The organism is Tenggerimyces flavus (assembly GCF_016907715.1).
In the GTDB taxonomy this organism is placed as follows: Bacteria; Actinomycetota; Actinomycetes; order Propionibacteriales; family Actinopolymorphaceae; genus Tenggerimyces; species Tenggerimyces flavus.
In genome coordinates this window covers 3,337,541-3,361,675 of sequence record NZ_JAFBCM010000001.1, presented here as the reverse complement: position 1 = coordinate 3,361,675, position 24,135 = coordinate 3,337,541, and the positions used below count along the sequence as shown (strand labels likewise).

At 65.9% G+C, this 24,135-nt stretch carries 25 protein-coding genes and 1 tRNA gene; 16 read left to right on the top strand and 10 right to left on the bottom strand.

Annotated features, from left to right (window positions below):
• Position 1: 1 nt before the first annotated feature.
• Both JOD67_RS15785 and JOD67_RS15780 read left to right on the top strand, forming a co-directional pair.
• Positions 2-241: a metallothionein gene (locus JOD67_RS15785; protein WP_205118364.1), complete on the top strand. Its 240-nt coding sequence runs from the start codon at positions 2-4 to the stop codon at positions 239-241.
• A 272-nt stretch (positions 242-513) separates the two neighbouring features.
• Positions 514-804, top strand: coding sequence for a hypothetical protein (locus JOD67_RS15780; RefSeq protein WP_205118363.1), 291 nt, complete (start codon positions 514-516; stop codon positions 802-804).
• 620 nt (positions 805-1,424) lie between these two features.
• Here JOD67_RS15780 and JOD67_RS15775 read toward each other — a convergent pair.
• Positions 1,425-1,583 carry a hypothetical protein gene (locus JOD67_RS15775; RefSeq protein WP_205118362.1) on the bottom strand — a complete coding sequence of 53 codons (159 nt, stop codon included), beginning with the start codon at positions 1,581-1,583 and terminating at the stop codon, positions 1,425-1,427.
• A gap of 242 nt (positions 1,584-1,825) precedes the next feature.
• Here JOD67_RS15775 and JOD67_RS41185 point away from each other — a divergent pair, with 242 nt between their 5' ends.
• The gene (locus tag JOD67_RS41185) at positions 1,826-1,957 is read left to right on the top strand and encodes a hypothetical protein (RefSeq protein WP_275577073.1); all 132 of its coding nucleotides are present in this window, start codon (positions 1,826-1,828) and stop codon (positions 1,955-1,957) included.
• A gap of 281 nt (positions 1,958-2,238) precedes the next feature.
• Here the strand turns inward: JOD67_RS41185 and JOD67_RS15770 are convergent, their stop codons facing one another.
• The 4 genes from JOD67_RS15770 to JOD67_RS15755 form a co-directional block, all read right to left on the bottom strand.
• Complete coding sequence (locus JOD67_RS15770) at positions 2,239-2,622, bottom strand: hypothetical protein (RefSeq protein WP_205118361.1); 384 nt, start codon at positions 2,620-2,622, stop codon at positions 2,239-2,241.
• A gap of 9 nt (positions 2,623-2,631) precedes the next feature.
• Positions 2,632-3,189, bottom strand: a complete 558-nt coding sequence (locus JOD67_RS42395) for an RHS repeat-associated core domain-containing protein (RefSeq protein WP_205118360.1) — start codon at positions 3,187-3,189, stop codon at positions 2,632-2,634.
• The gene (locus JOD67_RS15760; RefSeq protein WP_205118359.1) at positions 3,096-4,592 is read right to left on the bottom strand and encodes a hypothetical protein; all 1,497 of its coding nucleotides are present in this window, start codon (positions 4,590-4,592) and stop codon (positions 3,096-3,098) included. The genes JOD67_RS42395 and JOD67_RS15760 overlap by 94 nt, the downstream gene beginning before the upstream one ends.
• A gap of 106 nt (positions 4,593-4,698) precedes the next feature.
• On the bottom strand, positions 4,699-5,235 hold the full coding sequence (locus JOD67_RS15755; protein ID WP_205118358.1) for a hypothetical protein: 537 nt from the start codon (positions 5,233-5,235) through the stop codon (positions 4,699-4,701).
• A gap of 261 nt (positions 5,236-5,496) precedes the next feature.
• Here JOD67_RS15755 and JOD67_RS15750 point away from each other — a divergent pair, with 261 nt between their 5' ends.
• Positions 5,497-5,640 carry a hypothetical protein gene (locus tag JOD67_RS15750; RefSeq protein WP_205118357.1) on the top strand — a complete coding sequence of 48 codons (144 nt, stop codon included), beginning with the start codon at positions 5,497-5,499 and terminating at the stop codon, positions 5,638-5,640.
• A gap of 2,231 nt (positions 5,641-7,871) precedes the next feature.
• Positions 7,872-8,282 carry a PRC-barrel domain-containing protein gene (locus JOD67_RS15745; RefSeq protein ID WP_205118356.1) on the top strand — a complete coding sequence of 137 codons (411 nt, stop codon included), beginning with the start codon at positions 7,872-7,874 and terminating at the stop codon, positions 8,280-8,282.
• Positions 8,283-8,580: 298 nt separating this feature from the next.
• Here the strand turns inward: JOD67_RS15745 and JOD67_RS15740 are convergent, their stop codons facing one another.
• Positions 8,581-9,249: a helix-turn-helix domain-containing protein gene (locus JOD67_RS15740; RefSeq protein ID WP_205118355.1), complete on the bottom strand. Its 669-nt coding sequence runs from the start codon at positions 9,247-9,249 to the stop codon at positions 8,581-8,583.
• Between the two features lie 236 nt (positions 9,250-9,485).
• Here JOD67_RS15740 and JOD67_RS15735 point away from each other — a divergent pair, with 236 nt between their 5' ends.
• Both JOD67_RS15735 and JOD67_RS15730 read left to right on the top strand, forming a co-directional pair.
• Positions 9,486-9,758 carry a hypothetical protein gene (locus tag JOD67_RS15735; protein ID WP_205118354.1) on the top strand — a complete coding sequence of 91 codons (273 nt, stop codon included), beginning with the start codon at positions 9,486-9,488 and terminating at the stop codon, positions 9,756-9,758.
• 282 nt (positions 9,759-10,040) lie between these two features.
• Positions 10,041-10,604 carry an HD domain-containing protein gene (locus JOD67_RS15730; RefSeq protein ID WP_205118353.1) on the top strand — a complete coding sequence of 188 codons (564 nt, stop codon included), beginning with the start codon at positions 10,041-10,043 and terminating at the stop codon, positions 10,602-10,604.
• Here JOD67_RS15730 and JOD67_RS15725 read toward each other — a convergent pair.
• Positions 10,585-11,064, bottom strand: coding sequence for an NUDIX hydrolase (locus JOD67_RS15725; RefSeq protein WP_205118352.1), 480 nt, complete (start codon positions 11,062-11,064; stop codon positions 10,585-10,587). The genes JOD67_RS15730 and JOD67_RS15725 overlap by 20 nt on opposite strands.
• A complete protein-coding gene (locus tag JOD67_RS15720; RefSeq protein ID WP_205118351.1) occupies positions 11,064-11,804 on the bottom strand; it encodes a helix-turn-helix domain-containing protein in 741 nt (246 codons plus the stop codon). The genes JOD67_RS15725 and JOD67_RS15720 overlap by 1 nt, the downstream gene beginning before the upstream one ends.
• 307 nt (positions 11,805-12,111) lie before the next feature.
• Between JOD67_RS15720 and JOD67_RS15715 the strand changes: the two genes are divergently transcribed.
• The 5 genes from JOD67_RS15715 (at position 12,112) to JOD67_RS15695 (ending at position 17,731) form a co-directional block, all read left to right on the top strand.
• Entirely contained in the window at positions 12,112-12,309 is a 198-nt protein-coding gene (locus tag JOD67_RS15715) for a hypothetical protein (protein WP_205123374.1), read from the top strand.
• 1,152 nt (positions 12,310-13,461) lie between these two features.
• Positions 13,462-13,806, top strand: coding sequence for a hypothetical protein (locus JOD67_RS15710; RefSeq protein WP_205118350.1), 345 nt, complete (start codon positions 13,462-13,464; stop codon positions 13,804-13,806).
• 20 nt (positions 13,807-13,826) lie between these two features.
• Positions 13,827-15,872 (top strand): hypothetical protein, encoded by a 2,046-nt coding sequence (locus JOD67_RS15705; RefSeq protein WP_205118349.1) that lies wholly within the window; start codon positions 13,827-13,829, stop codon positions 15,870-15,872.
• Between the two features lie 225 nt (positions 15,873-16,097).
• Positions 16,098-16,334: a helix-turn-helix domain-containing protein gene (locus JOD67_RS42390; RefSeq protein ID WP_372442332.1), complete on the top strand. Its 237-nt coding sequence runs from the start codon at positions 16,098-16,100 to the stop codon at positions 16,332-16,334.
• A 317-nt stretch (positions 16,335-16,651) separates the two neighbouring features.
• Entirely contained in the window at positions 16,652-17,731 is a 1,080-nt protein-coding gene (locus JOD67_RS15695; RefSeq protein WP_205118347.1) for a tyrosine-type recombinase/integrase, read from the top strand.
• An 81-nt stretch (positions 17,732-17,812) separates the two neighbouring features.
• Here JOD67_RS15695 and JOD67_RS15690 read toward each other — a convergent pair.
• Positions 17,813-17,888: transfer RNA gene (locus JOD67_RS15690), tRNA-Lys, on the bottom strand.
• A gap of 37 nt (positions 17,889-17,925) precedes the next feature.
• The gene (locus tag JOD67_RS15685; protein WP_205118346.1) at positions 17,926-19,473 is read right to left on the bottom strand and encodes a phytoene desaturase family protein; all 1,548 of its coding nucleotides are present in this window, start codon (positions 19,471-19,473) and stop codon (positions 17,926-17,928) included.
• Positions 19,474-19,710: 237 nt separating this feature from the next.
• Between JOD67_RS15685 and JOD67_RS15680 the strand changes: the two genes are divergently transcribed.
• From JOD67_RS15680 to JOD67_RS15665, 4 genes are all read left to right on the top strand, one after another.
• Positions 19,711-20,811: a winged helix DNA-binding domain-containing protein gene (locus JOD67_RS15680; protein ID WP_205118345.1), complete on the top strand. Its 1,101-nt coding sequence runs from the start codon at positions 19,711-19,713 to the stop codon at positions 20,809-20,811.
• Between the two features lie 175 nt (positions 20,812-20,986).
• A complete protein-coding gene (locus JOD67_RS15675) occupies positions 20,987-21,850 on the top strand; it encodes an SDR family oxidoreductase (protein ID WP_205118344.1) in 864 nt (287 codons plus the stop codon).
• A gap of 120 nt (positions 21,851-21,970) precedes the next feature.
• Positions 21,971-22,840, top strand: coding sequence for a hypothetical protein (locus JOD67_RS15670; protein WP_205118343.1), 870 nt, complete (start codon positions 21,971-21,973; stop codon positions 22,838-22,840).
• A gap of 56 nt (positions 22,841-22,896) precedes the next feature.
• A complete protein-coding gene (locus JOD67_RS15665) occupies positions 22,897-24,114 on the top strand; it encodes a class I SAM-dependent methyltransferase (protein ID WP_205118341.1) in 1,218 nt (405 codons plus the stop codon).
• Positions 24,115-24,135: the final 21 nt, after the last annotated feature.

Here is a 24,135-nt window from a genome sequence, read left to right as displayed (position 1 = left end):
AATGCCCGTGTGCGACGCCTGCGGCAACGACTACGACAAGGCATTCTTCGTCACCACGCACGACAACGTCCAGCTCACATTCGACAGCGTCGAATGTGCCGCTCACCTGATCGCACCGCACTGCGGCCACTGCGGCTGCCGGATCCTCGGCCACGGCGTCGAAACCGTCGGCCCAGCGATCTACTGCTGCGCGTCCTGCGCCGAACGTGCCGGACACAGCGGCCTCACCGACCGTCTCTAGGTTAGGCAATAAGTAGGGCAGTTACGATCACGGCCACAACCATCCAGATGGCACATGCTCGCCCTTGGGCCTAGATCCACGTGCTCAGCAGTCCGACCACCTGTTGGGCTGACGGGTCTACACGAGGGGCCGATTCTTGGCAGTCCTGAGGGTCTGCGGAGGGAAGCGCAGGTCGGTATGGCCTGGATCTCCCGCAGGCAAGAGAGAGACACCATGAGCAGTCAGCCGGAGTATCCCGTCCTAAGGCGACACGAACGTCGACGCGCCTATCCGTGGCCACGGCCACCGCACGAATCGACTTCTCGCCCGAAGAAGCTGACTGTGAGCTTCTCTCCCACGCCCTGTTCGACGGCATGTCGATCACCCTCCGCGGCGACTGGGGCCTGACCAACGCCGCCAAGCTCCGCACCGAGATCCTCTCCCAGGTGCGCACTCAACCGCAGGTCAACACGGCGGCAGCCCTACCGGGTAGCCCATTGAGCGGCGTCGGCACGATCGACAACAGAAAAGGATCGTCTGTTGTTCGCGATCGTCAGATCGGCGTGCCGTCGTCTTTGAAATAGTCGAGTTCCTCGAGCGGCAGCTGCACGACATCCCAATTGGCCCAGCGCCACTTTGGTGCCATCGCCACATAGGTGGTGATACAGGTTGTCCAGGTCCGGGAGCCAGAGGATGAGGCCTGCGCCTCCGACCGTTCCGCCGGGGTCGGTTCTCGCTGCCAGCGCCAGCAGCTCGGGGAGTAGCTCGAGCGCGAACTTGTTACCTGCGACCGCCGCGATCGTTGCCCCTGTTACCAGGTCGGCCAGCTGGAGGTGCGGTACGTGATGCGATGGAGCCGTGACGATCGGAAGAACGATTTGCTCGGGCTTGGTCCATTCGGTTCCAATATCGGTGAGGCGCAGAGCCTCGGTCAGCCACGCCTTCTGGTCCTTGGTCCCACCACCGGGGCTCGTCAGCGATGGCGAGACCGAGGGATGGCTGCACGCAGCGCGAGACCTTGTCGTACAGGTACTCGAGCACGGTGCATCTTCGAGCGGCCAGGGCAGATGCCCGAGGTCCCAGATCACAACGACTGACGTGGCCCCGGCCTGAACGCCAAGTTCGAGCATTCGGCGGCGGAGCGTCGTGCGTACAGCGTTGCCATCAGTTGTCTTTAGCCAACTTCCATCCTCGGGGCTCCATTTCAGCTCGACTCGGGCGGGATGCCGAGCTCCGCGCACAGCACTCGTATCCCATCTCGGTAGGTGGCGAGGCCTTCCTCGGGGAACACGACAGCGCCGACTGCCACGAGGTGGCCGAGCCGGGCACGGGTGGGCTTCGGCTGCTCACTGTCGTCCACCATGATCAGCTTCAACTGGTCCTTCGAGGTGGGCTCGCTAGGACATCGCGTTCCAACACCACGCAAACGTCGGGACCCGTCCTGGAGGTTAGCCCCGTCTCTAGGGCGCTGGGTCGTTACTGCTCCTGGCTTCGCCGAGGCCACCACCGTCGCCGACGTGGCGGGACGTGCTCGCAACCGCGAGGACGGCAGCCTCGTCAGTTGGCTCGGTTACGGCTGCGCTTTGGCCGAAGAGGTCGGAGCGAATGGAGGTGGAGTTGCCGGCGCGCCACCAGTTGAAGAGCTGGACTGTGCTGACGACGGGCACGGTGAGCCTCGACGAACTCTGGCCGGGCGTGCACCTGGGCCGTGCGGTCGGCCGGGTTGAGCCGTGCTGATGGTTGACGATCAGCGCGGCGCGGCCGTTCACAGGTTCGTTAGGACGCAGCTGGGGGCCAGGTGACAAGGTGGCCCCTGCAGCTGATCGATGAATGACTCCTGGGTTAACCCTCACGCCGCGATGGCGATCCGAGACCCGCCGCCATAACCACGCTCGCACCAACTCGTACCAGCACGTCACGTACACGAACGCCGGGCTCGCTCACCTCGTACGTACACTCCCGCGCGTCGGGCGGTCAACACCGGGACGATGCCGTGAGCGCGGCCTAAGCGCGGCCCTCTACACGAAGTACTTCGTCATCACTCTTTGAGATTCGGGTGGCGTCAACCATCGCAGCTGGTATTCGCGGCCGCGCCAAAGTAGCTTCCCTCGCCGCAATGAGGAATGCCCAGGGTCATCGGCCTCGTCCACGAGAATCCCATCCTCGAAGCTCAGCCCTTCCTGCTGAATCGTCCACTCGATCAGCACCTCGGGAACCTTTCGAGTGCTCACTTGCCCACGAAGGCGTTCGGTCCATTCCTGTATGGCGAAAAGTGCATATCCAACAACGTTGGTGGTTTCGGCATGAATCTCGGCCAAAGCTACATACTCCGAGTCGCCGGTCGGCGAGGGCATGTGCGCCTCGAGCGGTATGTTGAACTGGTCACTGGGAGCGTTCGCCATTGGTGCAATCTACCACCAACGTGCCCAGCGCCGATACTTGCGGTGGTTGACATGGGCGGACCAATACTTGTGATGCCCAGGCGTGCGGTAGTCAAAGTTCGATGAGTAACCGTGTTTTCCCTTCTTTCTTGCCGAGCGCCACGACCTGTGATGCTTGTGACTTCTCAGCCACCTTGCGCCGTTCTTTGCGGTATCGCGATAGGCTCCACGGCCGACCCACATCCGTCCTGCCAGCCAGGACGTTGCACGTGTCGAACGGAATGTAGCTCTAACCTTACCCATTCTGTGCGCCGTCCGAACGAGTCGATAAAGGCGATATGCTCGGTATCCCCAGGCCAAGGCGCCGAGACCGGGAATGAATCCAGCGGCCGTGAGGGCAATGTCCCACTTGTTCTTCCATGCCCAGCGCCCGAGGCGGCAGTGCCACTTCCTGCACTTCTTCTTGCCATCGAGGTCGAATTCGTTGACTGGATCTAGGGGGTAGGTGTAGGGGTTGGCGTTCCCTCCCGGGACGGGGTCGGTCTGGAGGAATCGGCCGAGCGCAGCTGCATAGAGGCGGACGCCCATGAGGGTGAGGCCGCCGAGCGCCTCGCTGGAACGTTGTTTGCCGCCCAGCCAACCGTAACGGTCGGGCTTGCACCGCCGACGGGGATGCCATATTCGTCGGTGGTGTAGCTGGCGTCGGGTTCCGTGGCGGATCCGGCGGTGGTGGCGGTGACGTCGCCGTGGAGGTTGACGGTTTGCCAGGTGACGGTTCCGGTGTGGTTGACGGTGCCCGCGAGGTTGCCACCGAGATCGGTGATGTTGCGGGTCCAGGGCGAATGGTCGGTGGTTTCGGAGATCCAGTCGGGCGAGTCGGACGTTGAGTCACCGTAATGGTTGGTCTTCACCACACCCGAGTTCGAGTTGGTCCAGGTTTTGAGCCGGGCGCCGGCGTCGAGGTCGTAGGTGACGGTTGTGCCGTCGTGGGTGAGACTGCGGACGAGGTCGTTGGTGTAGTAGGTGGCGGTGAGGTTCCCGATGCCCGCGGTGAGGTCGGCGGCCGGAACGGTGGTGATGCGGCCGTAGGCGTCGTAGGCGAGGCCGGCGTGGGTGCCGGCAGGCTGCAGTCGATCGGCCGCATCGTAGGTCGAGGTCTGGGTGGTCTGTGGTGTCGTGGATTGGCATTTGCCGTCGGAGCCGACGCCGTACGTGATGCGGGCGGTACGGTTGGAATTGGCGTTGAACTGGTAGCGGTGGGAAAGGCAGGAGCCGGAACCGGTGTCGCCTGTGAGGGTAAGCCGGCCGAGGTTGTCGTACGTGTAGGTCTGGTCGCGGTTGACGTTGGCGCCGGTGGAGTTTTGGATGCGCCATTGGCCGTGGATGTTAGGGGCGACGGTTTCCTCAAGCCACCTCTGGTCTTGCACCTGGCGGCGGTCGAGCTGTTCGCCTTCGGCGTCGAAGACGGCGGTCTGGATCAGTCCGTTGGGCCAGGTTTGTTCGATGAGGCGGCCCTCGATGTCGTACCGACCGGTGAAGGCGCCTGTGATGCCGGAGACGGTCATCGAGGTGGGGTGGTCGCGGGGGTCGCCGTTCTGGTTGTAGGTGTTGGTGACGGTGGACTCGGCGTCGGCGAGGGTAGCGACCCGGCCGGCGTTGTCGTAGGTGGTGGTGACGATGTTGCGAGCGTCCCCAGTGGCTTCGGCGGAGTCTGTGTAGGTCTTAACGCGGCCGAAGTCGTCGTAGGTCGTGTTCGATGTGCTGGTTCCGTCGGTGATGGATGAGACGGCACCGGTGGCTGTGTCGTAGATGGTGGTCTGGGATGGCAGGGTGGAGCCGATGCCGCCTGTGGCTTGGCTGGTCTTGGCGCGGGTTGAGTAGCCGCCGTTGTCGCAGGTGGTGGTCTCGGTACGGGTCCGAGTGGCGCCGCCTGCGTCGATCACGGTGTCGGTCGTGGTGACTGCCCGGTTGAGATAGTCGTAAGCGGTCACCCTGGTAGTCACGAGCTGGGGAAGACCGGCGATTCCTGGGTTCGGGTTCGCGGGTTTGGTGACGCAGGCCAGGTTGGCCCAGGCGGGATTGTTACCGCACGCGGAGTCACGGGGGTTGGCACCGCTGGAGTAGTAGATGGTTTCGGTGGTGCCGGGACCACCCCCACCGGGGTTCGGACGGCCTCCTGGTCTCGATCGCGAGCCCGGATTCGGGGTCGTAGCGGGTGATGTTGGTGGCGGCGATGCCGTCCGGGTCTTGGACGACGCGCATCGGGGTGCGGAATGTCAACCCGGTGACGTCGGACGTGGAAAGGGCGTAGTCGTTGCGGGTGGTGCGTTTGTCCTGCTCGTTCGTCGCCACAGGATTCGGTGAGAGGCTGGCCGCGGTGTAGGTGAAGGTGACCAGGTGGAGCAGGTCCCCGGCAGGGTGGCCGAGCTCGGTGCCCGTGTCGTAGTCGGTGTGGGTGTAAGCGCGGGCGCCGGCGATAGTGCCGTTGGGCAGGACGACGTCACGGAAGGGGCCGTAGGTGTCGGTGACGTCCTTGCCATCAGCGCTGTAGACGCTAACCTCAGACAGCGCCAGAGCCCGCACTGCGACGTCTGTCGAGGTGTAGTCAGATGACAGCTCGCGGGTGGTGTCCATGGCGACGGCGCGGTTGGCCGCGGAGAGTTCGCGGACGGTATTGCCGTGCTTGTCGTACTCGGTGCTGATCGCCCAGGCGGACTCGCCGGCGCCGTTGCTAGGGCCGGTGTATTCGGCCGTGTTGGTTGTGCGGCCGTCGGCGTCGATGTGGTGACGGTTGCTTCACGCAGGTCGGTGCGCGAAGCTGGGTCGCTGGGTCCGAAGACTGCAGTCGCGGTGACTGGTAGCGCCTTCTGCGCCCATGCACCCACCTTGGCTGCCGTGGACAGGTCGGGCCGGAACGCCGGGTTGCTGCTGTCTGCCGCCCGGGGGACCGCATACTCGAAGGTGGTGGTTTCGGTGCCGCCGCCGTTGGCGGCGTTGTGTGTACGTGACACGGTGTGGACGCGGCCGGCGCTGTCGTAGCCAATGCTCCACGGTTGGAGCCCGGGCGCCCTCTCGGTGGCGAGCCGTCCGGTGGCATCGTACGTGTAGGTGGTGGGAAGAACGGGGTTTGCTAGATCGCAGGCGACGGGTTGGGTGCCGGATCCGGCGCCGGACACAGTCCGCGGATCCCACGACTGCAGCAGCCGACCGCTGGAAGCATCGTAGGCGTAGCAAGCGACGTCGACCTTCAACTCCGCCCCGGTCGCGATGGTGGTGCGGAAGCTAACCGCGGTCAGGTGGCCGGCCGGGTCGTAGCCGAACTGCAGCGCCTTGCACCCGGCCACCCAGGTCGTGCACAACACCACACCAGGCGGCAGCGGCGCGAGCATCTGCGTCGCTCGGCCTTCGGCATCGTAGGTGTAAGTGGTGCTCTGGTTCGACCCAGGCTGGATCACTCGAGCGATCCGATAGGTGTGGGGCGCATTCTCCTTCGCTGGCGAGGCGAACGCGATCGCCGGCGTGAAGACAGTTGTGTTGCCGTCCAGGTCGCCGATCCGGAACTCCGCAGGCCCGTTCGCGCCACCGCCGACGGCGGTGAGCTTGTCATCGGTGGTGGCGTCCTCACCGGTCGCGGTATAGGTACCGTCGGGCTTTTTGGCGAACGTGGTCAAAGCACCGTCGGAGTCTGTGACGGAGACGTTGAAGCCGCGGTCGGTCAGGCCGGTCCAGTCCGACGACGCGTCATTGACGGACGTGCTGGACACCCAGCCGAGACCGTAGATGCCTTCCTCGACCAGGCTCATCGAGTCGTACAGCACCGGCTTGGTGGTGGCATTCGACGGGCGCCCATTGTATGGGCGGACAAACGCCTCCGTCGTTCCCACCGGCAGAGATGCCCGCAGCCGGAGCGGTACCCAGGTGTCCGCCACCGTGGGCAGGTTCGATGGCACCTGCACGAATGGGTCGGCGGCACTGGCCCGGTGGTACAAGACGGCGCGCAGCACCCGTAGCTGGCCGCCGGTGTCGAGTCCGGTCGCGGATGGGACGTAGATCATGGTCGAGAAGGTGTAGCTGTGCCCGGCCTTCATCCCGAGCGCCATCGACCCGCCGTTGCCGCCGACCGCGGCATACGTGTCCACGTCTGTGCCGGAGGTGCCGGATGGGGTGATCCGCAACGCCTTGCCGCCACTCGCCGCCGGCGTCGTCGCGGCGAGGGTGACGATCCCGGAACCCCGGAGCTGACGACAGTGTGCGGCATTTACACGGCACCAAGCGGCTTCAAGATCGCCTGGATGCGCGACCCCGATGGCAACATCATCGCGCTCGAGCAGGAACCCGACAGCAGCATTTGGCCACTCTCCGCGAGTCAACCAGCCAGGACCATTTCCCGCAGTGATCTCGCTCCGGGGATTGCCGGCGACCCGCCATCGGTGAGAGCCAACGCAACACCCGTGGCGTGGTGCCCGCCTCGGCGATGCGGTCGAGTTGTTTCGATGTCACGCTCACCAGCGTTTCGGCTGGATTGCGCGGCCGCATCGGCTCAACGGCGAGCAGCGGTTCCTCTCGGGGGTGGTACTTGGGCGGGCGTGGGGACGACTGAATGCGGGACAAAGAAGCTGGGCTGGATGGCGGTTGATTCGACGTGCGGGAGACGTGGGGCTCGGATACTTCGGCCAACTCTCCGGAACTGGGCAGGTGTGCGGATCGGGTTCGGGCACGACGGATATCTAGCCAGTGGGTGACCGTCCAGCCAACGATCGGCGCTGTTGGAGTCCGCGCCCGTACGAACACTAAGGGACGACAGGCGTTTGCCTTGGCCGACCTCCCCAGCGATATCGAGGCGCTGGTCCGTAGCGGTGGAACGCCGACTGGCGATCGCTGACCAGGCAGAGGCCAGAATGATTGGTTAGCAGTAGCGCGATGCTTGAACTCACGCTTCTGTGGGTGGGGGCTCGTCAACGAGCTCAATCGCGTCTCAGCCTGCTCTGTCCGAAATCGGAACTGCACGCCCGCGTCTTGGCTGCGGACCGCTCGACGATCATCTCGGTCCAATCCCCTCACCTTGCAGCACGTAGCCGCGCTCGGGAAGGCCTGCTTGGCCTTACTTGCCCGGCGCGGTGAGGTTGGGACGCTTCGATGTGTCGCCGGGGGGTACGCATCGGCCGACTGCGTCATGTTGACGACCACAGACGGCGCTCAGCCGCGGCCAGGAACGGCCTAGGTGGGTAGTGGAGGTGGGCTCTGGCGTCGTCGAGAAGGGACGGTGTGTGATGACCATAAGCAGCGAGTTCGCCGAGTTCGATGCGTGGAACTATCGGCCGACCGCCGGCTACGCCGGGGGCAACGACCTAGTCGGCTACAAGGTCGCCGCGACCGACGGTGACATCGGCAAGGTGGACCGCGCCACCTATGAAGTAGACGGTGCGAGTCTGGTGGTCGACACCGGGCCGTGGATCTTCGGCAAGAAGGTGCTGCTGCCCGCCGGCCTAGTGGAACGGGTCGACCCCGCCGAGGAGAAGGTGTATGTCGACCGGACCAAGGACCAGATCAAGGACGCCCCCGAGTATGACCCGGACCCCGAGGAGTCGACCGGGACACCCACCTGGGGCGACGATGACTACCGCAGCCGCTTAGGCGGCTACTACGACGAGACCTACCGCACCGGCGGCGGCGCCCTCTAGCCGAGCACGAGATCCGTACCGATCGAGCAACTGGTGGACATGTCCACCGGTTGCTGCCGGGGTTACGGGCCGCTGCGAGTGGTAGCTCGGCGTCGAGGAGCTCACGGTCGAGGACGATCAGTGTGCAGGAGGTCCTCGGCGCGGCCCCACCAGGCTCGGTGACGACCCGGGGATCAACGTCATCTACTCGTTGAGATTCCCTCCCGACAGGGCGGCCACGACGAGGTTGCGCTGACACTGAACTCGCGGACTCTCGGAAGGGGATCCATGCTCCTGCAGTCCGTTGCCGGGTGTTCCACTATTCGGCGCTTGTCTTTCCTGTCGCCGTATCCCGGGCGACAGGGTCTGTCGTCGCAATCCGCCAGGCTGCTTCGAATGACACCATGTAGGTCGCAAAGAGCCCGTCGGGCTGGGCCATGTCGATGAGATGGAGGACAGGTTCGGTTGACTCCGATATGCCGTAGGCGTGCTGAAGGACAAGCAGCTCGCTGTCGACACGGTAAATGCCGTGGGCGAAGTCTGTTCCTGCCCAACGAAGTTGGTGTCCTCGCCGCCAACGGTATTGGCCGAGTGCTGGATCCGCCACGATGACGCGGGCTCTGACGTTGGTCGGGAATCGTTCGAGCGTGCTGACGAGGTTTGGTTGATTGGTGCGCGGCTCGGGCTTGTGAAGGATGTCGACCTCGTGGATCGCCGCGTCGAAGAAGGTGAACCACGCCGGCGCCTCAAGGCCGTGCGGGTAGACCGCCACGAGTTCGGGGTCGAGTTGTCCGGCATTATGCAAGCGAGGCCAGAGAAGCGGCTCATCCACCGCCAGCAGCTTGGCCAGTGCTTGGCGGTGGCGCGCGTATGGAACGCGTCCACCTAGCCAGCGGCGGACGGTTTTGGGGTCTACTTCGAGGTTGACTGCCACGTCTTCTTCTGTCATCTGTGCGGCGAAGAGCGCCCGCCTCAGGGAGTCGTTCATGATCCGTCCCTCCACGGGGAGCGGCTGTTGATGGTCGATCTACGCCTAGAAGTCCCTAGTCGTCCCAATGACGATAACACAAGACGTCCCTAGTCGTCCCGCCTTGGAGTGCCGACGTCCTAAGTACGCGAGCCAGGCTGGAACCTCGAACGGACGGGCGGCGCGACCTCGGGGTCGAGGCAGAGGAAATCGCCTGTCTCCGCGCTTTGGAGATGGCTTCCATGTACACACCAGTAGTGACGACTCAGGACACAGACGGCGGGACTGCAGTGACGTTCTGCTTGGTGGACGTCACCGCGCATCTCGCGGCCGTTCGCGCGCGCTTGTCGCAGCTAGAGGCGCGGCTCCTTGCGGCGAGACCAGGAGAGCTGGACTGGGCCTTCTGGAACGAGATCCTCGAGCTCGTGGAGGAGCTTCCGGCGGAAGACGAGGAGCTGTGGAAGCGGATGAACCTCGACCAGCTGCGCCACGCTGTCGACTCGTCGTTCCGGAACGATGACGAGATCTGATGACGGGCGACGATCTGGCCCTGAGGATCGTTCGCACGCATCGTCGTGACCGGCCAGTCCTTCGCCTGCAGCGCAGCCGCCCGTGGATCGTTCGCCAAGTTGTGCGCTGCGCTGGCTGTCGACGGCGATGGCCCTGCTGTCTTGCTGTGTGGGCACACGAGGTGCTGTCCACGTCGCATTGGCTGCTTCGCCGGGCCGTCGACGACTAGATGTGTGCGGCTGTCCGGACCTGGCCCTCGCAGAACATGGGATGTCATCACGGCGACGCCTACGTTCGTAGAGGTGATCCGGGCCGAGGATGCAGCGGGAATTGCTCGCGAGCTTCTCGCTGACGCGCTGCCCCGCCGGTGGGCGCACTCGGAAGGGGTGGCCGCCCGAGCCCGGAGCCTCGCAAGCGTCCTTGGCGATCGGGCCGAGCTCCTGGAAGCAGCCGCCTGGCTGCACGACATCGGGTACGCGCCGCCGATCGCCCATTCTGGGTTCCACCCGCTGGATGGGGCTCGTTATCTGCGGGACGTCGAACGCGCCAACGACATGTTGTGCCGCTTGGTTGCTCATCATTCTGGCGCCTCGGCGGAGGCCGAGGAACGTGGCCTTCTCGCCGAGCTCGAAACTGAGTTCGCCATGCCCCCTGACGAACTCATCGAGGCGCTCGTCTACTGCGACATGACAACGGATCCTGATGGTAAGCCGACGACAGTCGAGGCACGGTTGGCGGAAGTCGGGCAGAGGTACGGTCCGGACCATGCCGTCATGCGCGCGATCACCAGGTCGACATCGAACTTGATCGACATGACGAGGGCGACGGCGCGCCGGCTGGAGAGGTTCAGTCGAGATGAGGGCTGACGGATGGCCTATTCAGGAAGTCCACCACTCGAAGGCGCATCGAGCGGTCCATGGTGAGGTCGAGGACCTTGGCGCGGTCGATCCAGTGCACCTCTGAGCTCTCGCTGCTGGGACGAGGTTCACCGCCGATCGGTGCCGCGGTGAGGAGGATCGAAAACTCCTGCCGGACCTCGTCGTTGCTGGTGTAGTGCAGAACGTGCTTCGGGTCGGAGTAGATGCCGACTAGCCCGGTGATACGACAGTCGATTCCAGACTCTTCCATGGTCTCGCGGATCGCTGCCTGAGTGACGGATTCGCCGAGGTCGATCGCGCCGCCTGGCACAGCCCAGTTGTCGTTGTCCGTACGCCGAATCATCAGCACGCGAGACTGATCGTCGATCACGACGACGTTGACTGATGGGACGAGGCTGTTCGCGTGCGGCGCGCTGGGATCGTCGTAGTAGTCGATTCGCCGTGCCATCAGTCCTCCGGTAGGGGGTTGCCTGTCTCCCACACGCGTTCGAAGCTCGCCGCGAAGATGGTAGCCAGCTCGCCGCCGGCGACCTTGCGGAGATGCCACATAGGAGCCTTGGCCGCGGGGATCCCGAAGACGTGCGTATTGACGAACAACTGGTCGTCGGCGAGATAGATCGAGTTGTACAGCGGGGTGGAGTGGAACCTGAACTCGACGTTGACTGTTTGGCGCAAGGGACGGTAGTTCACAAGGGCGCCGCGGATCTTCATCTCCATCGAGCCGTCAAGTCCCTCGTCGTGACTTCGTTGGGCCACCTGCTCGCTGTCTGGCTGGCCAACCAGGAAACGCACTGCGACGCCGGAGGCCGCTTTCTCCATGAGGATCCTCTGCAGCGGAGCATCCTCGGAAAGGAAGATCCCCGCGTAGACGAGAACGCCGATCTCGTGCTCCGCGCCTTCGAAGAGCCGGCGCCACGACTCCATGGGAACCTCAGATCGATGCGGCCAAACGGCAATGATCTCGCTCTCCGACGCGGAGGCGACCTGGTCCCGTGAGAGCGCGTCCGGCCAGAGATAGACCTCGTCGAAGCCGAGGTAGCTGGCGATGGAGAATCGATGCCGTCGGTACGGGAGTCGTCCGTTGACCCAGCGTTCGACGGTCTTGTGATCTACGCGGAGGGCTTCGGCCAGTTGGGACGCGCTGACACCCCTCTCGAGGAGGGCGGCGCGCAACCGTTCGTTCGGCATATACCTCACCGTAGGGACGTCTTGGGACGGGAACACTCTAGGGCGGACGTCCCGATCACGTCCAGTCACGCTGTGACCGCGTCCCTACGTTCCGTCGCAACCTGAGGAGGCAATCCGGGCCAAACGGGAGGAGGTCCTCGGTGAGCGACAGTAGGAAACGAGGAAACGCGCAGGTCTGCGCATGCGGGGCACGCACAGAGAGAAGCGGAAGAACCTGCCGCAAGTGTCGAGCTCGCGCGAGGTGGTTTCGCCACCACGAGCACCGCGAACGAATTCCCGGGCCGGCCCAAGAGCGGTGGCCGCTGCCATGACCCTCACCATCTCGCTAGTCGTAGTCCTCGCGGTAGCCGCGATCATCTTGTTCAAGTTTGCCCATCTCAAGCCGCTGCACGCGGTCATCTGCGCCCTGTTCGGCTTCACGCTGGCGACGACCGGGTTGGCAGATCCGGTACGGGATGTCCTCGACGGCATCGTCAGCGCGATCGGCCGCGCGCTTGCGGGCTGACATGAACGATCTCAGTCGGCGTTCGCCATGACCGATCAGCCGACCGCGCCGGAAGCGCCCGAACTGCAAGATGCGGATGCTCCACGCGTTGAACGCGAGTCAGCGGAGAAGACGACGACTCGGCGCTTGGTCATCGCAGGTGTCTTGATCACAGCGGCTATCGGACTCACGGCATTGTGGCGGCTTGGCTGGCCATGGTTGGTCCTGGCCGGCGTCGTTCTGGTCCTCGCCGCGGGGCTGTACTGGCACCTGCGACACCGGTCCGCGCGCCGCACACCGTGGCCTCGGTTTCGCGTGGGGACACCACGTCTAGCGATTCGCCCCAACCAGACCGGGGCGAAACCCGTGCGGGCGCCGGGTTCAGCGGGCAAGCGCACGCCGCGACCATTGAGCTCGGGGCGTCTAGCTGGAGCCGTGGGTCGCTTGCGGGGGTTGCTACCGGCGCGAGTGAGATCGGGCGCCACCAGGCCGACGAGCAAGTCCGAACGACCAGCTACCAAGCAACCGGTGCGAACCCATCGAGAGCCGTCCGATGGGCGGCGGATGACACGTCGCCCGTTGACAAAGGTTTTGCCTCGCGTCATGCGGGCTGCTGCCATTCCTCGAAGGACGAGCGCCTCGGCCGGACTGCGACCGCATGGAACTGCCGGGAGACAGAAGCAGAAGCATGTGCCCTCGGCGGGAACGACCGCTCGCAGTCATCGTCAACTGACCGGGCTGGGTGGCTCGCGCATTGGTTCCAGGCTCGTCGGAGCATCTCGATCACGCGGAGGGCAACGTCCACTGGCACGTCCGTGGCGGTTGGCCAGCACGTCTCGGTCAGGTCGATCCTCGCCAAGCCACGGGCGTCGAGCCTCCGGACGGGGCTCGAACAGTGCGAGCGACGAGAAACAGAAGCGACGCCGTTCTCGTCGCAACGCGATCGGCGCTGCGGGCTGGGTCGCCGAGCGCCTGGGCAGGCTTTTCGGCCGCCGCGCTACGAAGAAGACGTCGAAGAAGGCGAGTCCATCGGATGCGACGCCGAAGGACGCAACCGCCGATGTGCCATCGAACGACCAGGAGAAGAAGCCCGATCCTCAACCGCCCGAGATGAAACCGGGCACATCGACGGCTCCACCTGCGGAGCCACCACCGGAGAAGGGAGATCCAGCCATGGCAACAGTCACCATTGAGCAAGCGGTCGAGGCAATCGACAACATCAGCCACTGGGAGCCCGAGACGATCACTGACGTCGACGACTTCCTCGGCGACCTGTCCGAGCTGTACGACGCGCTCGCGACAACCCAGGCGCGGCTGGCGGAGAGGTTCGGGTCCGATCTGCCCATTGGGGCGGCCGTCGTCGAGCACCTGTCCGAGCTCGCCAGCGGAGCCGCTGCCCTGACCGACCATGCCCGTGAGAGCCGGAGCATCTTCCGTTCGGCTCACGAGGACGAGTTCAACCGGCTGGAGAATCCCAGGCCCAAGGAGGAGCTGTGGGACGTCACCACCAACCGCTGACGAGCTGAAGGGAGCTTGCTGTGCCTGCCAAGACGACAGACGCCTCGCTGTGGCGCTGGTCCGTCATCACCACGCCGATCCTTGCGAGCGCCGCGCTCTTCGCTGTTGGAGCATTGCTCGACCAACTCCGAGTCGGACCGTGGTTCGTCGTGCCTGTCGCCGCATGCGCGATCGTCGGAACGATTGTGGCGTCCCACAAGGCCGACCTCGGGCGGTTCGCCATCACCTACGCCGCCCTTGCCGTTGCCGGATCAGGCGCATGGTTGGTGTGGGTCTCCGCGTCAACGGCATGGTCGACAACAGCGATCACCGTGCTGATGTGCGGACTCGTCGTGCTCGGACCGATGTGGTTCCTGGCTCGGCACGCACAGCATCGCAAGCGCCTTCGCGATCTGGAGGAGGAGCGTCGCAAGCAGGTCGCTGCGGAAGCGCAAAGATGGCCGGACATCCTCGCTGTTTTGGGTATGCCGGGCGTGACGTTGCTCGAACGGGTCAACCATGGCGGCGTGGGCTCGTACTCGCTCCACCTACGACTGCCTGTCAACGGTCGTGTCCGCTTCGGAGTCCTCAAGACCAGAACTGAGGAGCTCGAGATCGCTGCAGGACTCCGGTATGGGGCACTCAACGTCGAACGCGGTGACACCGCGGCAGATGTGTGGTTGCACGTCAACGAGATCGACGTCCTCGCCCAGACCATCCCGCTGCCAAAGGACAGTGGGCCGCTCACGATCAATCGTCCTTTGCCGCTTGGGCTCTATGAGGATGGCACTGTCCTCGAGGTTCTGATGCAGGGTCGGGCGAGCAAGACTGTCGGTCTGCGGGGCAAGGGCAAGTCGAATCTCATCAACGCGAAGATCTCAGCTCTAACACGGTGCGTTGATGTCGTCGTCTGGATCATGGACAGCAAGGGAGGGCGGACCGCTCGCCCCTGGCTGCTCCCTTGGCTGGAAGGACGAACACACCGCCCCGTACTCGACTGGGTCGCGACGACAAGAGAGGAGAACACCCGGATGCTGAAGGCGGCCGCGGCCGTCATCGAGTACCGATCCAACAGCGGGATCGGTGGCGACAAGATCATCCCCACCGCGCGGATGCCCGAACTCATGCTGATCTGCGAGGAGGTCGCGCTGATCTTCGGTCAGCACGACATGGCGAACTACGGGAACGCGAAGCTCGGACTCACGATCGTTCAGCTCGGGCGAGCAGAAGCGGTCAGCGTCGACCTCGTCGCCCAACGCGGCACAGTCACCATGCTCGGGAGCGGCGACCTGAAGAGCCAGCTGGAGAACACGTTCGGGCTCGGCGTCGCCGACGCCAACGATGCCAGGTACACGTTCGGCGACTCCAAGATCGCATCCGACCTCGCCAAGTTGGAGCATCCCGGAAGCCTGCTCGTCCAAGCCGGACGCGACACCCGCATCGTGCCCGGCAAAGCATGGTGGGTCGAGCACGCCGAGATCGGGGGTCCGGGCGGCATCGCGGAACGCAATACCTACGTCGGACCCGACCTCGACGCGGGATCCGCTGCGGCAGCCGACGCGGCAGGCGGGTACTCCAGCAGATGGAGCCACGAACGCGCTGGGCACCTCCTGCCGAGTGGCCTACCGCAGTCAGAGACTGTCATCACACCGCCAACTCCAGTTACCTCGGTGGCGGCAACGACAGCGGTCAAGCTCGGACTTCCGGAGTCGAAGCTAGTCCACCTCCCTCGACCGTCGAACGAACAGCCGGCGGACCATGACAGGACGGCAGAGATACGAGTGCCGCCGATCCTGCAGGTGGTCCACAACGCGTTTACCGCCGTGGAGTCGGATCGAATCCACACCACCCGGCTACTTGGCAACCCAGAGTTGACAGGCATGTCCGCCAAGAGGCTTGGCATGCTGCTCGCAGCGTGTGGCGTCCAGCCACAAGGACAGCCGTTCGTGGAGAACGGCGAACGCGGCCGTGGATATCACTACTCCGACGTCGCGACCGCGCTCCAGCGCATCATCGCCGGTCGGATCAGGCCGCCGGACTATGCGTACGAATGGACCGAAGCCCTGAACGAGGAGTCCGAGTTGTGACCGGATCCGTGCAACCGAACTGTGTCTGCACGGGTGCGATACGTGATCCGTGTGCGGGGGTCGCACAGGTCGATGTCCCTTACGACCTGGGCAAACGTGCCATGTCTGCACGCGTCACAGATCACGGATCAAGGATCCGAACCGACCTAGCGGATGGCTTGATCGCACGGGTCGGCTCCTTCGATCCGTGCGGTCATCCGTGACATCAGGCGATGACGGGAGGCGATGTATATGAGCAAGACAAGGGGAAACGACCCTGGACCCACTATCGACGAACTACTCCACATGCCCGCGACGGTAGACATCACCACTGCCGCACGAGCTCTCGGTCTCGGCCGATCCACAGGCTACGAGCTCGCCCGACGAGGCGAGTTCCCGTGTCGCGTCATCCATGTCGGCAGTTCGTATCGGGTGCCCACCGCAGAACTACTTCGGATCCTGGGAATCGAGCCAGCAGCGTAGGGCTCCAGACGGGGAATGTCTTTCTGGACAAGGGCATTCCACGATGGCAAGCTGTCCTGCAGCCCGATCTGGTGTGAGCTCACGGCCCACCGTGTCAGGTGATCTCGCCCGCGCCATCGCGCGAACGGGCATCCCTCATGAACGCCAGCGATTGGCGTCGCCTGTACCCCCCGCATCCGCGGTGGAAGGAGCAACCCATGAAAGAACCGATCCGCAAGCTGACTCTGGCGGATGGACGTACCCGATACCGACTCGTCGTCGACATCGGCCTTGACGAAACAGGGAGACGTCTCCAGCGCACGAGTACACACGACCTCATGAAAGAGGCCCGAGCTGAACTCGCGCGTATCCGCAACGAGATCAACGCGGGTACGTATGTGAAGGAGTCCAAGCTGACGCTCAACGAGTACCTGGACGAGTACCTCGTGGGTGCGACCCGCGAGCTCCGAGCCTCCACCAAGCGCTCCTACCAAGGTGCCTTCCGATGCCCACGAGAGCGACTCGGCGATCGGCCGATGCAGTCGATCAGCAAGTCCGACATCGAGCGACTGGTCGAGTACATGGAGACGACGGCACGGAAGCGCAGCGGTCCGCCGGGGACGGGCCTCGGTCCCCGCTCGGTACGGCTAACGCTGGGAAGGCTCTCCGCGGCATTCGAGATGGCGATGCTCGAGGGTCTCCTCGCTCGGAACGTGGTGCGGCTCGTGGAGCCACCCACCTACAAGCGGCGGAAGCCCGCCATCTGGAACGAGGCGGATGTCCAGACGTTCCTCGACCTGGCTGCTCGCGACCGCTTGCATGCCGTCTGGCGGCTCAGCATGTACGGGCTGCGTCGGGGTGAGGTGATGGGTCTGCGGTGGTCCGACATCGACCTGCAGGCGAAAACGCTGACGGTCACCCAAGCCCGGCTGTGTATCAACAACGTGATCCGAATCGAGGCCCCGAAGAGCGACAACGGGATACGTACCCTGCCCATGGACGACGAGCTCGTTGCCGCACTCAAGGATCTGCATCGTCGGCAATCCGAAGAGCGGCTTCGGGCCGGCAACGGGTACGCGAGGTACCTCAAGGACCTGAACTGGTACGTCCCGGGCGATGCGTACCTCGCCGTGGATGCGAACGGGTACCCGATGCACCCGGAGTGGTACTCCGACGAGTTCCTGCGATTGGCCCGGCAAGCCGGGCTCTCGCGTATCCGGCTCCATGACTCACGTCACACCGCGCTGAGTCTCATGGAGAAGTCCGGAGTGCCGATCTCGATCATCAGCAAGTGGGCCGGGCACTGCGATCCCTCGTTCACCTACCGGACGTACGTGCACGCGAACGACGACGACCTCAAGATCGCTGCCCGTTCGATCGGCAAGCTGCACAAGCGCGGGAAGCGCAAGGCAGCGTAGAATCCTGTGAGAAATTGTGAGTGGTACGGTGGGACCGCACCTCTCACGCGCGCTTCGACAAGTCTGTGACCTGCTGAAATGTGGTGCACCGCCAGGGACTCGAACCCCGAACCCGCTGATTAAGAGTCAGCTGCTCTGCCAGTTGAGCTAGCGGTGCGCGACTCGGAGATATTAGCAGTCTGCCGCGTCGCGGGCTAATCGAGGGCCAGTACGGCGTGGGCGGCGTTGTGGCCGGGGATGCCGCTGACGCCGCCGCCGCGGCGGGCGCCGCTGGCGCACAGGAGGAGGTTGCGGATCGGGGTCTCCACGCCCCATTGGCCGGCCTCGTCGGACGAGGGCGCCCAGGGCCACTGGAGGTCGCCGTGGAAGATGTGCCCGCCCGGCATGCCGACCGCGGCCTCGATGTCGAGCGGCGACTTGACCTCCAGGCACGGCCGCCCGTCCCGGTCGACCGCGAGGCACGACGCGAGCGGCTCCTCCAGGTACGCGTCCAGCGCAGCCACCGCCCGCCGCGCCGCCTCGTCCCGCGCGGCCTCGGGCGAGGAGGCGAAGAGCCGGGCCGGCGTGTGCAGGACGAACATCGTCAACGTCTGCCATCCTTCGGCCACCAGCGAAGGCCCCAGGATGGACGGGTCCGTCAGCGAGTGGCAGTACAGCTCGCCCGGCATCCGCGTCGGCAACGCCCCAGTGGACGCCTCCGCGTACGCCGTCTCCAGCTCCGAGTAGTCCTCCGCCACGTGGAACGTCCCCGCGAACGCCTGGCGGGGATCCGCCCCCGAGCGCAGCCGCGGCAGCCGCGTCACCACCATGTTCAGCTTCACCTGCGCGCCCTCGGGCACCACTGCGGGCGTACGTCCGAGCAGCCGGTCCAGCACGGCCGGCGCCACGCCCGCCAGGACGTACGAGCACGACACCGTGTGCGACGCGTCGTCCGCGACGTACGTCACCTCGCCGTTCGTCCCGTCCACCGCGACCGACGTCACCTCCGCGCGCGTGAGCACCGTCACACCCGCGGCCGCGGCGGCCTCGCCCAGCGCCGCGGTCACCGCGCCCATCCCGCCGACCGGCACCCGCCACTCCCCGGTCCCGTTGCCGACCAGGTGGTAGAGGAAGCACCGGTTCTGCAGCAGCGACGGGTCGTGTGGGTGCGTGAACGTCCCGATCAGCCCGTCCGTCACGACCACCCCGCGCACGGTGTCGTCGGCGAACGTCGACTCGACCACCTCGCCCAACGGCCGCTCGCAGAACCGCTCGAACGCCCGCGCCCCGACCAGAGACCGCACGTCCGCGGCGGACCGCAGCGGCTCGAGCATCGTCGGCCCGAGCACCTTCGCGAGGTCGGCCAGCTCGCCGTAGAACGACTGCCACGCCGCGTACTCCGCGTCCGACCCGGTCAGGGACCGGAACGACTCCGCGGTCGCCGCGCCCGGGTCCCGTTCCACCAGTAGCCCGGTGTGCCGGCCGTCCCGCTCGACCGGCGTGTACGACGCCACGGGCCGCGACGCGAGCCGGATCGACAAGCCGAGGTCGGAGACGATCTGGTCCGGCAGCAGGCTCACCAGGTACGAGTACCGCGAGAGCCGGGCGTCGACGCCGGGGAACGTCGCCTCGCTGACCGCGGCACCGCCCGTGCGGTCGAGCCGCTCGAGAACGAGCACCGACTTGCCGGCCCGGGCCAGATAGGTCGCGGCGACGAGGGCGTTGTGCCCGCCACCGACCACGACGACGTCGTAGTGGTTCACGGCGCCAGTCTAGGTATCAGTTCGGTCGCGACCTTTCGTGTTTACCTGCGGTTCCGGCGGTGTCCATGCACGCTGAGGAACAGGGGAGGGCCAAAAGAGGGGGTGGAGATCGATGCTCGATCGACTCTTGCGGTGGGCGGAGAGACGGCGGGTCCGACGCGTACTGAAGCGGTTCGCACGGGGTGGGTGACGATTTCCGGCCAGAAACTGACCGGAAGAGGTTCTAGCGTTCGTGGCATGACGACGACGCGAACGCTCAGCACGCGGGCCCTCAACCGAGCCGTGCTCGCGCGGCAGCTCCTGCTCGCCCGCGCCGACCTGCCCGTGGTGGACGCGGTCGAACGGGTGCTGGGCCTGAACGCGCAGAGTCCGAACCCGCCGTACCTCGCGCTCTGGAGCCGGCTCGCCGGGTTCGTCGGCAAGGAGCTGACCGCCGCGCTCGAGGACCGTACGGTCGTCCGGTCGGTGCTGATGCGCGCGACCCAGCACGTGGTGTCGGTCGCCGACTTCGCGCTGATCCGTTCCGCGGTCGCGCCGTTGTTCCGGCGGGTGCAGCGGAACACGTTCGGCAGCCGTACGCGCGCCCTGGACCTCGATGCGCTTGTCGCGGAGGCCCGCGAACTACTCGCCGGCGGGGCGGTGTTGACGCGCCCGGAGCTCGGCCGCGCGCTGGCGGCGAGCCGGCCGGGCGCCGACGCGAGCGCGCTGGGCTGGACCGTGCAGTACCTGCTGCCGGTGGTGCATCCGGCGCCGAGCGGGACGTGGAACAGCTACGGCGCGACGCCGTTCGAGCTCGCCTCGTGGACCGGCGTACGGGCGGAGGCCTCGGCCGAGTCGCTGGGGGTGCTGGTCCGCCGCTACCTCGCGGCCTTCGGCCCGGCGACTGTGGGCGACGCGCGTTCGTGGTCCGGCATCGCCGGGCTCAAGGAGATCTTCGAGCAGCTTCGTCCGTCCCTGCGGACGTTCCGCGACGAAGCTGGCCGGGAGCTGTTCGACGTACCCGACGCGCCGCTCCAGGACGAGGACGAGCCGGCGCCGGTGCGACTGCTGCCCGACTTCGACGCGCCGCTGCTGGCGTACGCCGACCGGACCCGCATGATGACCGACGACATCCGCCGCCAGGTCTGCGTCGGCGACGGCGTGGCCGCGACCGTCCTCGTCGACGGAACGGTGGCCGCGACCTGGACCCTCGCCACCGCCAAGGGGACGGCCACCCTCACGGTCCGGCCCTTGCGGAAGCTCACCAAGGCGGACCGCCAAGCGATCGAACCCGAGGCGCTGGCGCTGTTGGCGTTCGCCCAACCGGACAGCACGCACGAGGTCCGCATCGAGCCATGACGCGGCTGATTCCCGATGCGGTCGAGCGATCCGCGCGTAGGGTGAAGCGAACCCAACATGTGCCGGCATCGCAGTCGTGTTCATCGGCCTGCTGATGTACCTGGTGCTGGAGCCCGTCAACAAACGACTGGCCCTCTGGGAACCGGCGATGGCGGCTGGGAGCTGAGCGCCTGACATGAGGATGACTGGCAAGGCCGTGCTGGTGACCGGCGGCACGAGCGGGATCGGCAAGGGGATCGCGCTCGGGCTGGCCACGATGGGAGCGCACGTCGCGATCACCGGCCGGGACCACCGGCGTACGACCCAGGCGGCCGCGGAGGTCTACACCGCCGGCTCCCCGCAGGTGGACGTGTTCGTCGCGGACCTGTCGTCCCAGTCCGAGGTACGGCGGATGGCGACCGAGGTCCTCCAGCGCCTCCCCCGGATCGACGATCTGGTCAACAACGTCGGCGGCTACTGGAACACCCGGCACGTCACCGCGGACGGGCTCGAACGCACCTTCGCGCTCAACCACCTCGCGGCGTTCCTGCTGACCAACCTGCTCCTCCCCCGGCTCGAAGCCACCGGCTCAGCCCGCGTCGTCACGGTCGCGTCGAACGCCCAGTCGATGGGGCGGATCGACTTCGACGACCTCCAAGGGGAACGGGCGTATTCCGGAGCAACGGCCTACAACCAGTCCAAGCTCGCGAACGTGATGTTCAGCTACGAGCTCGCGCGGCGGCTGCGGCATCGCGACGTCACCGCGAACGCGCTGCATCCGGGCCTGGTGAGCACCTCCTTCGGAGCCGAGGACCCCGGCCGTACCCAACGACTCCTCGTTCCTCTCCTCCGCCCCTTCATGAAGACCCCGGCCCAAGGTGCCACCACGGCGATCCGGCTGGCATCCAGTCCCGACCTCGAGCAGGTGACCGGTCGCTACTTCGCCGCCGGCAAGTCCAAGAGAACGTCCCCGCTCAGCTACGACGAATCCACCGCGGCCAAGCTCTGGCGGGTGAGCAGCGAGCTGGTCGGGCTGACCGCGGGATCGACAGCGGGCTGAGTTTGCTGGATCGGCAAGGCCACTTGGTGCCACCGGCTGTGCAACGTTGAGATCTTGCGCCCGTCTCAACTCCGGTGTTACCTGGGCAATCCGTGCCATAAACCAGCACAGGAGCCCTGGATGAAGAGACTCGTCGCCGTTCTGATCGCCACCGTTCCGCTCCTCATGGGAACGATCCCATCGTCGAGCGCCGCTGTCCCACTCCCCTGGTTCGGCGCGAACGCGGGCGGCGACGGGACGTCGCAACAGCTGTGGGACGAGACGAACCAGCAACTGGGTGGGGGCAAGCTCGCCATCCGAAGGTCGTTCGACTCGACCATCAAGCCCGCCGGTCGGGAGGAGTGGCGTCGCACCGATGCCAAGCGGCAGTTCTACTCGGTCAAGCCGCCCGGCAACGACGTTCAGGGCTTCCTCGACGGCAAGTACGACGCCCAGCTTCGCGTCACCGCGAAGGGGTTGCCCAGCGGGTCGAGGTTCACCGTCTATCACGAGCCCGAGGACAACATGTCCGGCGCCACGTTCGCGAAACTGATGCGCCGGACCGTGAGCATCGTCCACGCCGCCAACCCCGGCGTCGAGGTCTGGTACGTGGCGATGGCGTACCAGTGGGAGACCAACGCCAAGGGCAACGTCGACACGAATGCCGGCTGGATCGACGCCGCCCGGGCCGCGGACGCGGTGGGCATCGACGTGTACTCGCCCGGCTGGGACTTCGGCCCGATCCGCGGCGACCGCGGCTTCAACCGCTGGTGGAAGGAGCTCCGCGTGCCGAGCGGCAAGCCGTGGGGCATCGTCGAACGAGGCATCGACGACTCCCGCGGCGAAACCGTCCGCATCCAAACCCTGCGCGACGACTGGGCCTTGGCGAAGGAACGTGGAGCCGTCTTGTTCCTCTACTGGAACTCCCCTCGCGACGGCACCTGGAAGCTGACCGGCTCCCGAGAGCGTGCGGCAGCACGCGCCATCGCCCAGGAGGCCCGCCAGAGCTGAGCGGGCGTTAATGCGCGCGACACAGAGTGGCCTGGAGGGCTACGGTCCGGCCTTAGATGGCCACAAGATCTGTACCCGTTGAGGAAGCGCTGGACCAGGTGCGACGAGCGGTGCTCGACGCGAGCAGCCTGGCGCGGGCGGTCGCCGCTGGACGGCGACGGGGAGCCGCTGTGCCGTGGCGGCGGGCCGAGCTCCGCTACATCGACCTCAAGGGCGGACGTGCGCTCGAGGTGACCACGTACGACGAGACGCGCGCTCGGGCCAGGAACGCGCCGGCGGGAACGATGGCCGCGGAGTCCTTGCTCGACGAGTTGCTCCAAGCCCCGTTCGCGAACTGGCACGTGGAGACCGCGACCGAGTCGATCCAGGTGCGGATCACGAAGAAGGGCAACGCGCTCGTGCACGTGACGTCAGCCGAGACCGGGACGGCCGTCGATCGGCAGCACGACCGACCAAAACCGCGCGTCCTCACTGCCGAGCACCCGGTCTTCCGCGCGGTCGGGATCACCGATCCGCGGGGGCAGGTGAAGCCGAGCCGGCAGGCGAAGTACCGGCAGGTCGACGAGTTCCTCCGCATCCTCGGACCAGCGATCGACGACGCCCTCACCTCGGGCAAGCTGCCGGAGCCCACATCCTCCAGACCTCTGCGGGTGGTGGACCTCGGCTGCGGAAACGCCTATCTGACCTTCGCTGCCACCGCCTATCTCCTCGATGTCAGGAAACTGCCGGCAAACGTGGTGGGCATCGACGTACGGCCGCAGGCGCGGCGGCGGAACACCGAGCTCGCGGAGTCGCTCGGCCTCGGGCGTCACCTCACCTTCCACGAGTCCTCCATCGCCGTGGCCGAGCTCCCCGACCCCCCGGACGTCGTCCTCTCCTTGCACGCTTGCGATACCGCCACCGACGAGGCACTCGCGCGGGCGATCCGATGGCAGGCGCCGGTGATCCTGGCCGCTCCCTGTTGCCACCACGACCTCCAAGCCCAGTTGAGCAAGGCCGCCACGCCGGAGCCGTACGTCATGATCGCCCGGCACGGGATCCTTCGGGAACGGTTCGCCGACGTCCTCACCGATGCCGTGCGCAGTTCTCTTCTCCGCCAGCATGGCTATCGTGTCGACGCGGTCCAGTTCGTGGGCAGCGAGCACACGCCGCGGAACATCCTGTTGCGAGCGCTCCGGACGGGCGCCGAGCCGACCGAGGCGATCGAGCGCGAGTACGCGGCGATGACGCGGGAGTGGGGCATTCGGCCGGCGCTGGCGCGGATGCTCGAATGACGCCGCTGGGCGGGAGGTGAC